Source organism: Streptomyces sp. NPDC028635 (assembly GCF_040637635.1).
In the GTDB taxonomy this organism is placed as follows: domain Bacteria; phylum Actinomycetota; class Actinomycetes; order Streptomycetales; family Streptomycetaceae; genus Streptomyces.
Genome location: NZ_JBEZWX010000025.1, coordinates 1 through 13,889, shown reverse-complemented (window position 1 = coordinate 13,889; position 13,889 = coordinate 1). Strand labels below are relative to the sequence as shown.

The window sequence follows — 13,889 nt, the reverse complement described above, 5'->3', positions numbered from 1 at the left end:
CGGACCGGGGCGGGGTCAGGCCCGGTCCGGGCGGCGTCGGCTCGCGTACCAGACGAGTCCCGCCGTGGCCGCCGCCGCACCTATGGCGGCGGCCGCCACCAGGGCCGGCCGCGGCGGGACCGAGAGCCCCGGAATGCGCTGCTTGAGGCGCACCGGGCGGTGGAAGTCGAGAACCGGCCACCCGCGCGAGAGAGCCTCGCGGCGCAGGGCGCGGTCCGGGTTGACGGCGTGCGGATGGCCGACGGTCTCCAGCATCGGCAGGTCGGTCGCCGAGTCGCTGTACGCGTAGCAGCGGGTCAGGTCGTACCCCTCGGACGCGGCGAGTTCCCTGACCGCCTCGGCCTTCGTCGGGCCGTAGGCGTAGTACTCCACCTCTCCGGTGAAGCAGCCGTCGTCGCCCACGACCATGCGGGTGGCGACCACGCGGTCCGCGCCGAGCAGCTCCCCGATCGGCTCGACCACTTCGGCGCCGGAGGTGGAGACGATCACGACGTCGCGGCCGGCGGTGTGGTGCTGCTCGATGAGGGAGGCGGCCTCGTCGTAGATGATCGGGTCGATCAGGTCGTGCAGGGTCTCGGCCACGAGCTCCTTGACCAGCCGCACGTTCCATCCGCGGCACAGCGCGGACAGGTACGCGCGCATCCGCTCCATCTGGTCGTGGTCGGCGCCGCCGGCCAGGAACACGAACTGGGCATATGCGGTCCGCAAGACGGCGCGGCGGTTGATCAGCCCGCCCTGGTAGAACGACTTGCTGAAGGTGAGCGTGCTCGACTTCGCAATGACCGTCTTGTCCAGGTCAAAGAAGGCCGCTGTGCGGGGCAAGGAGTGGTTTTCCACGCCCCAGAGCATAGGGGCAGCCCATTCGGCGTAAGGTGGGGCGTGTGGGTTTGCCTGAGAGGCCTCTCGGGTACACCATGGAAGTCACGGATCGTTCGCGACCGTGCTAACCCGGTCCGACTCCTCCCCCCCCGAGTCGGCCGTGGAGACGACCCCCGCTCTCCCCCCCGGCGGGGGTCGTCGCATGTCCGGGTGGGTTTCTCCCCTTTCTGCGCGACTGTCCTGCGCCGACGTGGACGGATGGCGCGCGAGTGGTCATGCCCATGACTGGTTACTGTGGGTAGCGCTTGTGCTGCGCTGTGGAAAGTCGCACACGCGCCGGACAAGGGTCACCGGTATGGGTGACGGCGATATTCACAACCCCTGAGCCGTCCACAGTTATCCACCAAGATCCACACGATTTCCGACTTCACTGCACCGTGATTCCAGCGCGTCCGCTCACGGCGAGTTCGTGACCGGTTCCCATTGGCAGGCGCGTATGGCCGGTTTCCGTCGGCCGTTCATATGGAGACCGCTTGCCGGTTCTTCACACGTTCGGGAATCGCGGGGCACGAGAGCCCCGCGCCATGCAGTGAAGGGGGATGGAAACCGTGGCCGGAACCGTCACACACGACCCGCCGCCCGCCACCTCGGGACGCCAGGGCCGACCGCTCATCGTCACCGAGGACGCCGAGCTCCTCGACGACCTGCTGCGCCTGTGCGCGGCCGCGGGCGCCACACCGGAAGTGCACCACGGGGTGCCCGAACCACGCGGCAGCTGGGAGGCGGCCCCACTCGTCCTGGTGGGCGACGACGCCGCCGGACGGGTGCGCGGCGCCGGCCGCCGCCGCGGCGTGGTCCTCGTCGGACGCGACCAGGACGACCCGGGAGTGTGGAAACGGGCCGTCGAGATCGGCGCCGACCACGTCCTGATGCTCCCCGACGGCGAGCAGTGGCTGGTGGACCGGATCGCCGATGTCGCCGAGGGCGTGGGCCGCCCCGCGCTCACCGTCGGCGTCATCGGAGGGCGCGGCGGCGCGGGAGCGTCCACGCTCGCGTGCGCGCTGGCCGTCACCTCCGCGCGGGAGGGCCTGCGCACGCTGCTGGTCGACGCCGATCCGCTGGGCGGCGGCCTCGACGTGCTCCTCGGCGGCGAGAGCGCCGAGGGCCTGCGCTGGCCGGCGTTCGCCGCCTCGCGCGGCCGGGTCGGGGGCGGCGCCCTGGAGGAGTCACTACCCGAACTGCACGCGCTGCGCGTGCTCAGCTGGGACCGTGGCGACTGCGTCGCCGTGCCCCCGCAGGCCGTGCGCGCGGTGCTCGCCGCCGCCCGTCGGCGGGGCGGCACCGTCGTCGTCGACCTGCCGCGCCGGCTCGACGACGGAGTCGCCGAGGTGCTCGCCCAGCTCGACATCGGGCTGCTCGTCGTCCCAGCCGAGCTGCGGGCCGTCGCCGCCGCCGGACGGATCGCGTCCGCGGTCGGCATGGTCCTGAAGGACCTGCGGGTCGCCGTACGCGGCCCCTACGCGCCCGGCCTCGACGACCGCGAGGTGGCGCGGCTGCTCCAGCTGCCCCTCGCCGGTGAGGTGCCCCTGGAATCGGCCCTGCTGCGCCCCGGCGAGGGCAAAGCGCCACCGGGCGCGGCGGCACGCGGGCCACTGGCCCGGTTCTGCACCGGGTTCTGGGAGCGCGCCCTCATCGAGGCGGGTGCCGCGTGAACGGCCTCGACGCGACGACCGGAACGGAACTCCTGGACGGCGTACGCCGTCGACTGGCCGCCAGCGGCGCCGAGCCCACCCCCGCGCGCGTGGCGCAGGCGCTGCGCGAGCAGGGCCGCGTCCTCGGCGACGCGGAAGTCCTCGGCGCGGCCCAGCGGCTGCGTTCGGAACTGGTCGGTGCCGGACCCCTGGAACCGCTGCTGGCCGATCCGACCGTGAGCGACGTGCTGGTGTCGGCGCCGGACCGGGTCTGGGTGGACCGCGGCGCCGGCCTGGAGCTGACCGGTGTCACCTTCCCCGACCCGGCCGCCGTACGACGCCTCGCGCAGCGCCTCGCAGCCGTGGCCGGCCGGCGTCTGGACGACGCCCGTCCCTGGGCGGACGCCCGCCTGCCGGACGGCACCCGGCTGCACGCGGTGCTGCCCCCGGTCGCCGTGGGCTGCACCTGCCTGTCCCTGCGCGTCGTACGGCCGCGCGCCTTCACCCTCGGCGAACTGGTCGAGGCGGGCACTGTGCCGCCGGGCGGTGACCTGGTGCTGCGCGCCCTGCTGGCGGCCCGGTTGTCCTTCCTGATCAGCGGCGGCACCGGCAGCGGCAAGACGACTCTGCTGAGCGCGCTGCTCGGCCTTGTCGGGGCGCACGAGCGCATCGTGCTCGCCGAGGACTCCGCCGAACTGCGCCCCGACCACCCGCATGTCGTACGCCTTGAGGCCAGACCCGCCAACCAGGAGGGCGCCGGGCTGGTCACCCTCGAGGACCTGGTGCGGCAGGCGCTGCGGATGCGGCCCGACCGGCTGGTCGTCGGCGAGGTGCGCGGGGCGGAGGTCGTGCACCTGCTGGCCGCCCTCAACACCGGCCACGAAGGAGGCTCGGGCACCGTCCACGCCAACGCGGCCGCGGACGTCCCGGCCCGCCTGGAGGCGCTCGGTACGGCGGCCGGGCTCGACCGGGCCGCACTGCACAGCCAGGTGGCGGCCGCCCTGTCGGTCGTCCTGCACCTGGCACGCGACCGGGCAGGGCTGCGCCGGATCGCCGAGGTGCACGTCCTGGAGCGGGACTCCTCCGGCCTGGTGCGGACCGTCCCGGCCCTGCGCTGGGGTCGGGAGGCGTTCGTACGCGAGCGGGGCTGGGAGCGGCTGCGGGAGCTGCTCGGGGGCCATGGAGACGCATGCGAGGAGGGCCCGGGCGCGACCGGTGCCCGGGGAGGTGACAGGGATGGGTGAGACGCCGTGGGGAGTGGTGCAGGCGTCCTGGGCCACCGCCACGGCCTGTGTGGGCATGGCGGCCTGGCTGGTCGGCGGGGACCACTTCGGGGCGCGGCGGGCACGGCTGGTGCTGGCCGGCGGGGGAGTGGTGACCGCCGGGGGAGTGGTGGCCGCGGTGCCGCCCGCCTGGCCCGATCCCGCCCAGGAGCTACGGCGGCTGCGTGCGCGGTGGCGACCCGAGTGGTGGGCGGCGGTCGTCGGAGCACTGATGGGCCTGCTGGGCGGCTCGCCGTTGCCGCTCGTCGCGGGGGCGGCCGGGGTGCCTCTGCTGCGGCGGGCGCGGCTGGCCGCCGAGGCGCGGCGCGCGCGGGAGCAGCGGGGAGACGCTGTCATCGCGCTGTGCGCGGCGCTCGCCGGAGAGGTGCGGGCCGGCCGGCCGCCGGGTCATGCGCTGCTGAGCGCGGCACGCGAGTCGGGTGGTCTCGGCGAGGGCCGGGCCGCGGTCCTGGCGGCGGCCCGCTTCGGCGGGGACGTCCCGGCCGCGCTGGCCACCGCGGCACGGCAGCCGGGCGCCGACGGGCTGCTGGGGCTCGCCGCCTGCTGGCGGGTGGCCCTGGACCAGGGTGCGGGCCTCGCGGCCGGACTGGACCGGCTGCAGGCGGCTCTACGGGCCGAACGCGACCAGCGTGCCGATCTGCGCGCGCAGTTGGCGGGCGCCCGCTCCACAGCGGTGCTGCTCGCCGGTCTGCCGGCCCTCGGCCTGGCCCTGGGTACCGCGCTCGGCGCCGATCCGCTGCGGGTGCTGCTGCACACCGGCGCGGGCCTCGGCTGCCTGCTCGTCGGCGGGCTGCTGGAGGCGGCGGGCGTGTGGTGGGCGCTGCGGATCGTGCGGGCGGCGGAGTCGGTGTGAGGAGTCGGCGTGAGGGGTCGCTGTGAGGAGCTGCTGTGAGGCGCGGGAGACGAGCGGGGCGAGAGGGGTGAGGGCGCGGTGAGCGCGGAGGTCGTCCACAGCCTGGGGGCGGTGGTGGCGCTGGTGCTGGGCCTGGTGTGGGCGGCGCGGGTGCGGCGCGAGCGTCGGGTGCGCAGACGGCTGAGCGGGTTGCTGGCCCGCGAGGCGGTGCCGGCGGGCCGCCGGAGACGGCCGGGCCGCGCGTGGGGGCGCCTGTTGCCCTTGGTGGCCGTGGCTTGCGCGGGATGGGCCGTCGTCGGCGGGATCACCGGGGCCGTCGTCGGCGTGGCCGCCGCGGCCGGGATGGCGTACTGGCGCCGCCGGCAGCCGGCCGACGTTCCCGGGACCGGTTTCACAGTGACGGAACTACGGGAGGCCGAGCGCCAGCTTCCCCTCGCCGCCGATCTCCTGGCGGCCTGCATCACCTCGGGCGCCGGGCCGGTCGACGCGGCACACGCCGTGGGTGAAGCGCTGGGCGGCCCGCTCGGGCAGGCGCTGGCGCGCGGGGCGGCCGAAATGCGGCTCGGCGGTGCACCGGCCGACGCCTGGCGGCGGTTGGCCGCGCTGCCCGGGGCCGCAGCGCTGGCACGGCTGTTGGAACGGGCCGATGTGAGCGGGTTGCCGGCGGCGGAGCCGGTCGCACGGCTTGCCGGGGACGCTCGCGCCGACCGGACGCGCACGGCGACGGAACGGGCCAGACGGGCGGCGGTGATGGTGACCGCACCGGTGGGGCTCTGTTTCCTGCCCGCGTTCATCGTCATCGGCGTCCTGCCCGTGGTGATCGGACTGGCGGGCGGCCTGCTGAAAGGGGGTGGGTGAGCCGCGGCTTGCGGACGGGAGGTGGGTGAGGAGGAGCGGACGGTGTGAACGGACGGCGCAGGACGGATCGACGAACGGATCGGAACCTTACGGGGGTTGAGATGTACAAGGCAGTGAAGGCACGGCTGCGGGGGCTGCTGCGCAGGGCACACGCGGTGGGACGGAGGGACGCCGGAATGGTCACCTCCGAGTACGCGGTCGGCGTGGTCGCGGCGGTGGCGTTCGCCACCGTGCTGTACAAACTGGCGACGAGCGAGGCGGTCTCCGCGCAGCTTCAGGCCCTGATGAATCGAGCGCTCGGTGCGGCGGTGTGAGCGGCGCGGGGAGCCGCGCGGGGACGGCGGGTTCGTGACGGCGGAGACGGCGGTGGCCCTGCCGGTGCTGGTCCTCTTCGCCACCGCCCTGGTGTGGGGGCTGCTCGTGGTCACGGCGCAGGTCCAGTGCGTGGACGCGGCGCGGACCGGAGCGCGAGCGGCTGCCCGCCAGGACCCGGTCGAGGAGGTGATCCGGGTGGCGCGGGACACCGCTCCGCGTGGCGCCCGGGTCACCGTCGGCCGGGAGGGCGACCAGGTTCGGGTGGTGGTCGCGGCCAGGCCCGCCCTGCTGCACGGGCTGTCTTTCGAACTGCGCGAAGAGGCCGTGGCCTTGGCGGAGGAGACGGTCGGAGGAGAACGGTGACCGGGCGGGGGAGGCGGCGGTGCGCTGTCGGCCGGGACCGCGGCTCGGCGACCGTGTGGAGCGTCGGTGTGATCGCCGTGCTGTGTGTGGTGTTCGTGGCCGTGCTGGCGCTCGGGCACGCCGTCGTGGCCCGGCACCGCGCGGCCGGCGGCGCGGACCTCGCGGCACTCGCGGCGGCGGATCACTCGGCCGAGGGCGCCACGGTGGCCTGCGGCCGGGCGGCCGGCGTCGCGCGGGCCCAGGGCGTACGGCTGGTGCGGTGCGCGATCGTCGGCGAGACCTCGGACGTGACGGCTGGGTCGGGCCGGGCCCCGTTCGCCGCGGAGGTCAGGGCGAGAGCGGGCCCTGCGGCGCGGACACCGACGGACCCTCTGCCGAGCCCGGCGCAACCGCCTCGCCCGGATCCTTCACCGGGTGCTCCATCAGGCTCTCCTCCGGCGGCACACCCGGCTCCTCCTCCGCAATCCCCGGGTCCCCCTCCGGCTCCTCGTCCGGCTTCCCCTCCCGGCTCTGCGTCGGTTCCCCCTCTGGCCTCCTCTCCCGGCTCTGCGTCGGTTTCCCGTCCGGCTCCCCCTTCCGGTTCTCCATCGGCATCTCGTCCGGTTCCTCGTCCCGCTTCTCCCGCGGTGCCCCGCGCAGGAGCTCCGTGAGCAGGCGTATGGCGCCTCGTTTGTGCAGCGGATCGTTGCCGTTGCCGCACTTGGGGGACTGGATGCAGGACGGGCAGCCGGCCTCGCACTCGCAGGAGGCGATGGCCTCGCGGGTGGCGGCGAGCCAGGAGCGCGCGGTGTGGAAGGCGCGTTCGGCGAAGCCGGCGCCGCCGGGGTGGCCGTCGTAGACGAAGACCGTGGGCAGGAGCGTGTCGGGGTGCAGCGGTACCGAGACACCGCCGATGTCCCAGCGGTCGCAGGTGGCGAACAGCGGCAGCATGCCGATCGAGGCGTGTTCGGCGGCGTGCAGGGAGCCGCCGAGGATCTCCGGGGTGATCCGGGCGGCGTCCAGCTGGTCCTCGGTGACCGTCCACCACACCGCGCGCGTGCGCAGTGTCCGCGGGGGCAGGTCGAGTTTCGTCTCGCCGAGCACTTCGCCGGTGATGAGTCGCCGGCGCAGGAAGGAGACCACTTGGTTGGTGACTTCCACCGAGCCGTAGCACAGGCAGCCCTCGCCCCAGGGGATCTCGATGTCCGTCTCGAGGACGGAGATCGCGGTGGTGTCACGGGCGACGGTCGAATAGGGCGGACTGGCCTGTTCGACCAGGGCGACCGAGTCCTCCAGGTCCAGGGAGCGCACGAGGTAGGTGCGGCCCTGGTGGAGGTGGACGGCGCCCTCGTGGACGGTGCCGTGCGCGGCGGCGGCGTCGACGGTGCCGAGCAGGCGGCCCGTACCGGTCTCGACGACCTGGACGGGGCGGCCGCCCGCCCCGCGGATGTCGGTGAGGTCGGCGGCCCGTTCACGGCGGGTCCAGTGCCAGGCCTTCGTCCGGCGGCGCAGCAGCTTGGCGGCCTCCAGCTGGGGGAGGACGTCGGCGCAGGCCGGCCCGAACAGTTTCAGGTCGTCCTCCACCAGCGGCAGCTCCGCCGCGGCGGCGCACAGGTGCGGGGCGAGCACGTACGGGTTGTCGGGGTCGAGGACCGTGGATTCCACCGGACGGTCGAACAGGGCCTCGGGATGGTGGACGAGAAAGGTGTCCAGTGGGTCGTCGCGGGCGATCAGCACCGCCAGGGCGCCCTGGCCGGAGCGGCCCGCCCGGCCGGCCTGCTGCCACAGGGACGCGCGGGTGCCGGGGTAGCCGGCGATGAGGACGGCGTCCAGGCCTGAGACGTCCACGCCGAGCTCGAGGGCGGTCGTCGCGGCGAGTCCGAGCAGTTCGCCGGAGTGCAGGGCGCGCTCCAGAGCGCGGCGCTCCTCGGGGAGGTAGCCGCCGCGGTAGGCGGCGACACGCCGGGCGAGCGAGCGGTCCACTTCGGCGAGCCGTTCCTGAGTGATCACCGAGATCAGCTCGGCGCCACGCCGGGAGCGGACGAAGGCCACGGTGCGGATCCCCTGCACGGCGAGGTCGGTGAGCAGATCGGCCGTCTCGGCGGTTGCGGTACGCCGAACGGGTGCACCTTTCTCGCCCTGCATCTCGGTGAGCGGGGGCTCCCAGAGGGCGAACACCAGTTCACCGCGCGGGGAGGCGTCGTCGGCCACCTCGACGACCGGCAGCCCCGTCAGCCGCTGGGCGGCCACGGCGGGCTCGGCGGCGGTCGCGGAGGCCATCAGGAACACCGGGGACGACCCGTAGCGGGCACACAGCCGGCGCAGTCGGCGCAGCACCTGGGCGACGTGCGAGCCGAAGACGCCGCGGTAGGTGTGGCACTCGTCGATGACGACGTACCGCAGGGATTTCAGGAAGGAGGCCCAGCGCGCGTGGGAGGGCAGGATCCCGCGGTGCAGCATGTCGGGATTGGTCAGCACGTAGTTGCCGTACTGGCGGATCCACTCGCGTTCCTCGAACGGTGTGTCGCCGTCGTAGACCGCAGGTCGGACGGCGTGTCCGAGGGTCTGTGAAAGTTCCTTCACGGAACGGCACTGGTCCGCCGCAAGCGCCTTCGTCGGGGACAGGTACAGGGCGGTGGCGCCGCGGCCGTTCGGGGCCTCGGAGCCGTCCAGCAGGGCGGACAGGACCGGAACCAGATACGCGAGGGACTTGCCGGAGGCGGTGCCGGTGGCGACCACCACCGAGTCGCCGTCCAGGGCGTGCTCGGCGGCTTCGGCCTGGTGGGCCCACGGATGCTCGATCCCGCAGGCCCGTACGGCCGAGATCACCTCCGTGCGGATCCGGTCAGGCCAGACGGCATGCCGGCCCGCCCGCGGGGGCAAGTGCTCCGTATGAGTGATGCGCGACGCCCGGCTCGGGCCCGAGGCGAGCCTGCCCAGGACGGCACCCGGCTCCGGGCGGGACACGGGTTCCGGGGCGGGTCGATCGGATCGGTGATTCTTGGCCATCGGCACCGAGTGTGTCACTGGCGTGACGGACAATGGAGTCAAGGCGTCGTGCACGCCTGCCGGTAAGTGATTGAATGCCATCGCGGCTGGCGAACTGTCCTTGGGGCTGCAAGCCGAGGTGTCCCGAGGGACGACCGCTCGATAGCAAGGTGCTGGAGGATCCGTGGACCTGTCCCTGTCGACCCGTACCGTCGGCGATCGTACGGTCGTCGAGGTCGGTGGCGAAATCGACGTATATACCGCGCCCAAGCTGCGCGAACAGCTGGTCGAGCTGGTGAACGACGGGAATTTCCACCTCGTCGTCGACATGGAGGGCGTGGACTTCCTCGACTCCACCGGGCTCGGCGTGCTGGTGGGCGGACTCAAGCGGGTGCGCGCCCATGAGGGCTCGCTGCGCTTGGTGTGCAACCAGGAGCGCATTCTGAAGATCTTCCGTATCACCGGTCTGACCAAGGTGTTCCCGATCCACACCTCGGTCGACGAAGCGGTGGCGGCCACCGACTGAGCCCGCCGCCCCGGCCCGCCCGGGACGGCCGAGTTGAACAACAGGGGGACCGGGCCCGTGCGGCCCGGCCCCTCGACAGCACGCCCGTAGTCGCGAGGGGGATGCATGGCCACCGTTGAACTCCGCTTCAGCGCGCTGCCCGAGCACGTCAGGACCGCCCGACTGGTGGCGGCAGCGGTGGCGCGCAGGGCCGGGGTGGACGAGGCCGTCCTCGACGAGGTCAGGCTCGCGGTCGGCGAGGCCTGCTCGCGTGCTGTCGGACTGCACCAGAGCGGTGGCATCGGTGCCCCCGTGAAGGTGCTGCTGATCGAGGAGGAGAAGCAGTTCTCCATCGAGGTCGGCGACGAGGCGCGGCACGCCACCCCCGGCGGGGGAGCGGCCGGAGCCGACGGCGGTGCAGCCGACGCGGAGGTCGAGGAGGACGAGATGGGCCTTGCGGTCATCTCCGGCCTCGTCGACGACGTGGAGGTCACCGCCGGGGAGCACGGCGGGCAGATCCGGATGACGTGGCCGACCACACCGCCGGCCACGGCGCTCACCTGACCGCTTCGCGACCACCCGCGACATCGAAGGGCCCCCTCGTGGGGCCCTTCGTCATGTGCGGATGTCAGTGGCCGCACCTACAGTGGTTCACGCAGCGCATCGCCTCCGACGTGGGGCGTAAGGGGCGATTGCATTTCGTGAAGCAATTCACGATCTAGGTGTCACCGGAGAGGTGTCGGAAAAACCACCCCGGGAATGCTTTCAGGGCATTACCCGGGGGCGGCTAATTCCGTTTCCCGTGCCCTGTTTACATCGGGAGCGGGTACCTACAATCCGTCCACATCGTGAGCTCAGCCCAAGCGTCAAGGAGGACGAATGGCGGAGCTTTCCATCTCACATCGATTGGGCCACCCCTCGACTCTCGCAGCCGCGGTCCTGACCGACGACAACCGCATCCTGGTCGTGGTCATCGGCGTCGTCGCCCTGGCCGCGCTGGTGGTCGCGGGCGTGCTGCTGCGCCAGGTGCTCGCGGCGGGCGAGGGCACCGACAGCATGAAGAAGATCGCGGCGGCCGTCCAGGAAGGCGCGAACGCCTATCTGGCCCGGCAGCTGCGCACCCTCGGCGTATTCGCCGTCGTCGTGTTCTTCCTGCTCATGCTGTTGCCCGCGGACGACTGGAATCAACGGGCCGGACGGTCGATCTTCTTCCTGATCGGCGCGGCCTTCTCGGCAGCCACCGGCTATATCGGCATGTGGCTCGCCGTGCGCAGCAATGTGCGGGTCGCCGCGGCGGCCCGGGAAGCGACTCCGGCACCCGGTGAACCGGAAAAAGATCTCACCGCTGTTTCCCACAAAGCGATGAAGATCGCTTTCCGGACGGGTGGCGTCGTCGGCATGTTCACGGTGGGGCTCGGCCTGCTGGGCGCGTCCTGTGTGGTGCTGGTGTACGCGGCGAACGCGCCGAAGGTGCTGGAGGGCTTCGGCCTGGGCGCGGCGCTGATCGCGATGTTCATGAGGGTGGGCGGCGGCATCTTCACCAAGGCCGCCGACGTCGGCGCCGACCTGGTCGGCAAGGTCGAGCAGGGCATTCCGGAGGACGATCCGCGCAATGCCGCGACCATTGCCGACAACGTGGGCGACAACGTCGGCGACTGCGCCGGCATGGCCGCCGACCTGTTCGAGTCCTACGCGGTGACCCTGGTGGCCGCGCTGATCCTCGGCAAGGCGGCCTTCGGCGACTCCGGTCTCGCCTTCCCGCTGCTCGTTCCCGCCATCGGCGTGATCACGGCCATGATCGGCATCTTCGCCGTCGCGCCGCGCCGCGCCGACCGCAGCGGCATGAGCGCGATCAACCGCGGTTTCTTCATCTCCGCGGTGATCTCCCTGGCGCTGGTCGCGGTCGCCGTCTTCGTCTATCTCCCGGCGAAGTACTCCGACCTCGACGGGGTCACCGACCTGGCGGTCCGCGGCAAGGACGGCGACCCGCGCGTCCTCGCACTGGTCGCGGTGGCGATCGGGATCCTGCTGGCCGCCGTGATCCAGCAACTGACCGGCTACTTCACCGAGACCACCCGCCGCCCGGTCAGGGACATCGGCAAGACGTCCCTCACGGGCCCCGCCACGGTCGTCCTCGCCGGTATCTCGGTCGGACTCGAATCGGCCGTGTACACCGCCCTGTTGATCGGTCTGAGCGTGTACGGGGCGTTCCTGCTCGGCGGTACGTCGATCATGCTCGCGCTGTTCGCGGTCGCGCTGGCCGGCACCGGCCTGCTCACCACGGTCGGCGTGATCGTGGCGATGGACACCTTCGGTCCGGTCTCCGACAACGCCCAGGGCATCGCCGAGATGTCCGGGGACGTCGAGGGCGCCGGTGCCCAGGTGCTCACCAACCTCGACGCCGTCGGCAACACCACCAAGGCCATCACCAAGGGCATCGCCATCGCCACGGCCGTGCTCGCGGCGTCGGCGCTGTTCGGGTCGTATCGCGACGCGATCACCACGAACGTCCGCGACGTGGGCGAGAGACTGACCGGCGCCGGTGCGCCGCTGACCTTGTCGATGGACATCTCCCAGCCCAACAACCTCGTCGGCCTCATCGCGGGCGCGGCGGTCGTCTTCCTCTTCTCCGGGCTGGCGATCAACGCGGTGTCGCGATCGGCAGGTTCGGTGGTGTTCGAGGTGCGCCGGCAGTTCCGTGAGAAGCCCGGGATCATGGACTTCACGGAGAAACCGGAGTACGGCAAGGTCGTCGACATCTGCACCAAGGACGCCCTGCGGGAGCTGGCCACGCCCGGACTGCTCGCGGTGATGGCGCCGATCTTCATCGGGTTCACGCTCGGTGTCGGCGCGCTCGGCGCGTATCTGGCCGGCGCGATCGGCGCGGGCACGCTGATGGCGGTGTTCCTCGCCAACTCCGGCGGAGCCTGGGACAACGCCAAGAAACTCGTCGAGGACGGCCACCACGGCGGCAAGGGCAGCGAGGCGCACGCGGCGACGGTCATCGGCGACACCGTCGGCGACCCGTTCAAGGACACCGCGGGTCCCGCGATCAACCCCCTGCTGAAGGTCATGAACCTGGTGTCGCTGCTCATCGCCCCCGCCGTGATCAAGTTCTCCTACGGCGCGGACAAGAGCATCGGCGTGCGAGTGGCGGTCGCGGTGCTCGCGTTCCTGGTGATCCTCGTGGCGGTCTACATCTCCAAACGGCGCGGTATCGCCGTGGGCGACGAGGACGACGACGCCGAGCCGACGCCCAAGTCGGCCGACCCGGCGGTGGTTTCGTAGTCAGGGAGCGGTTCTGATCGGCCGGTGAGCCGAGGAGGTCTCCCTCAAGGAGCGGGCGGACCACGCGTGTTGGCGCGGTGGCCGCCCGCTCCGCTGTGTGCGACGAGGGAGCGGTGGAGGTGTGTGAACCGGGTTCGTGAGCCTTCTCTCGCTTGGTGCGAATGGCTTCAAAAGGGTTCCAAGCGGGCATCCGGAGTGCGGGTGCCGCGTGGGTGGCGTGTATGTTCCGGGGCCGAGAGCCATGGAAGGGACCAATCCGGTGAACAAGAAGCTCGCGGCCGCACTGTCCGGCGGTGCGGTACTGGTACTGGCAGTGTCCGGGTGCAGCAGCAGCGACAACGGCAACGAGAAGCTGGACGCCTGGGCCAAGCAGGTCTGTGACGCCGTTCAGCCGCAGGCGAAGAAGATCGAGGCCGCGAACGCCGCGATCCAGAAGGAGACCTCGGACAACAGCGCCCCCAAGGACGTCCAGGCGACCGACGCGCGGGCCTTCCAGGACATGTCCGACGCGTACAAGGCGATCGGGGCCGCGGTGCAGCGCGCCGGCGCGCCGAACGTGGACGGCGGTGAGAAGAAGCAGCGCGACGCGGTGACGGAGCTGAACGCGCTGTCCGCGAAGTACGCGGCGCTGAAGAAGCAGGTCGACGCGCTGAACACCTCGGACCAGGGGAAGTTCGCCGACGGACTGAAGGGGATCGCCACCGAGCTGGACAAGCTCAGCAAGAGCGGGAGCGATGCGCTGAAGAACCTGGAGGAGGGGGACGTCGGCAAGGCCATGAGCAAGCAGGAGAGCTGCAAGGCGGCGTCTGCGCCGGCGGCGCCTTCGGCGGCCAAGAGCTGACGTCGCCTGCGGCCCCTGCGGCAGCGAGCCCGTGACGTGCCTCGACGGGCGCCAGATGGACGCGTACACGCAGACCGACGTCACGCCCGACGACCAGGAGGAGACC

The 13,889-nt window shown here is 72.4% G+C and carries 12 protein-coding genes and 1 pseudogene; 11 read left to right on the top strand and 2 right to left on the bottom strand.

Annotated features, from left to right (window positions below):
* Window positions 1-15 precede the first annotated feature (15 nt).
* Entirely contained in the window at window positions 16-849 is an 834-nt protein-coding gene (locus AB0E88_RS24250) for an HAD-IB family hydrolase (RefSeq protein WP_361633968.1), read from the bottom strand.
* 569 nt (window positions 850-1,418) lie between these two features.
* Between AB0E88_RS24250 and ssd the strand changes: the two genes are divergently transcribed.
* The 7 genes and pseudogenes from ssd to AB0E88_RS24215 form a co-directional block, all read left to right on the top strand.
* Complete coding sequence (gene ssd, locus AB0E88_RS24245) at window positions 1,419-2,531, top strand: septum site-determining protein Ssd (RefSeq protein ID WP_361633965.1); 1,113 nt, start codon at window positions 1,419-1,421, stop codon at window positions 2,529-2,531.
* Entirely contained in the window at window positions 2,528-3,754 is a 1,227-nt protein-coding gene (locus AB0E88_RS24240; RefSeq protein WP_361633962.1) for a TadA family conjugal transfer-associated ATPase, read from the top strand. The genes ssd and AB0E88_RS24240 overlap by 4 nt, the downstream gene beginning before the upstream one ends.
* Window positions 3,747-4,646, top strand: coding sequence for a type II secretion system F family protein (locus AB0E88_RS24235; protein WP_361633960.1), 900 nt, complete (start codon window positions 3,747-3,749; stop codon window positions 4,644-4,646). The genes AB0E88_RS24240 and AB0E88_RS24235 overlap by 8 nt, the downstream gene beginning before the upstream one ends.
* 78 nt (window positions 4,647-4,724) lie before the next feature.
* Window positions 4,725-5,504: a type II secretion system F family protein gene (locus AB0E88_RS24230; protein ID WP_361633958.1), complete on the top strand. Its 780-nt coding sequence runs from the start codon at window positions 4,725-4,727 to the stop codon at window positions 5,502-5,504.
* Between the two features lie 101 nt (window positions 5,505-5,605).
* The gene (locus AB0E88_RS24225) at window positions 5,606-5,818 is read left to right on the top strand and encodes a DUF4244 domain-containing protein (RefSeq protein ID WP_361633955.1); all 213 of its coding nucleotides are present in this window, start codon (window positions 5,606-5,608) and stop codon (window positions 5,816-5,818) included.
* Window positions 5,805-6,182, top strand: a complete 378-nt coding sequence (locus tag AB0E88_RS24220) for a TadE family type IV pilus minor pilin (protein ID WP_361633953.1) — start codon at window positions 5,805-5,807, stop codon at window positions 6,180-6,182. The genes AB0E88_RS24225 and AB0E88_RS24220 overlap by 14 nt, the downstream gene beginning before the upstream one ends.
* A pseudogene (locus tag AB0E88_RS24215) lies at window positions 6,179-6,532 on the top strand (Rv3654c family TadE-like protein); the annotation flags it as partial. The gene AB0E88_RS24220 and the pseudogene AB0E88_RS24215, both read left to right, overlap by 4 nt.
* Here AB0E88_RS24215 and AB0E88_RS24210 read toward each other — a convergent pair.
* Window positions 6,510-9,251: a DEAD/DEAH box helicase gene (locus tag AB0E88_RS24210; RefSeq protein ID WP_361633950.1), complete on the bottom strand. Its 2,742-nt coding sequence runs from the start codon at window positions 9,249-9,251 to the stop codon at window positions 6,510-6,512. The pseudogene AB0E88_RS24215 and the gene AB0E88_RS24210 overlap by 23 nt on opposite strands.
* 82 nt (window positions 9,252-9,333) lie before the next feature.
* Here AB0E88_RS24210 and bldG point away from each other — a divergent pair, with 82 nt between their 5' ends.
* The 4 genes from bldG to AB0E88_RS24190 all read left to right on the top strand — a co-directional run bounded on the left by bldG (window position 9,334) and on the right by AB0E88_RS24190 (window position 13,783).
* Window positions 9,334-9,675, top strand: a complete 342-nt coding sequence (gene bldG / locus AB0E88_RS24205; RefSeq protein WP_009189842.1) for an anti-sigma factor antagonist BldG — start codon at window positions 9,334-9,336, stop codon at window positions 9,673-9,675.
* Between the two features lie 105 nt (window positions 9,676-9,780).
* Window positions 9,781-10,218, top strand: coding sequence for an ATP-binding protein (locus AB0E88_RS24200; protein WP_361633946.1), 438 nt, complete (start codon window positions 9,781-9,783; stop codon window positions 10,216-10,218).
* 315 nt (window positions 10,219-10,533) lie between these two features.
* Window positions 10,534-12,942 carry a sodium-translocating pyrophosphatase gene (locus tag AB0E88_RS24195; protein WP_361633943.1) on the top strand — a complete coding sequence of 803 codons (2,409 nt, stop codon included), beginning with the start codon at window positions 10,534-10,536 and terminating at the stop codon, window positions 12,940-12,942.
* Window positions 12,943-13,183: 241 nt separating this feature from the next.
* Entirely contained in the window at window positions 13,184-13,783 is a 600-nt protein-coding gene (locus AB0E88_RS24190; RefSeq protein ID WP_361633940.1) for a small secreted protein, read from the top strand.
* Window positions 13,784-13,889 lie beyond the last annotated feature (106 nt).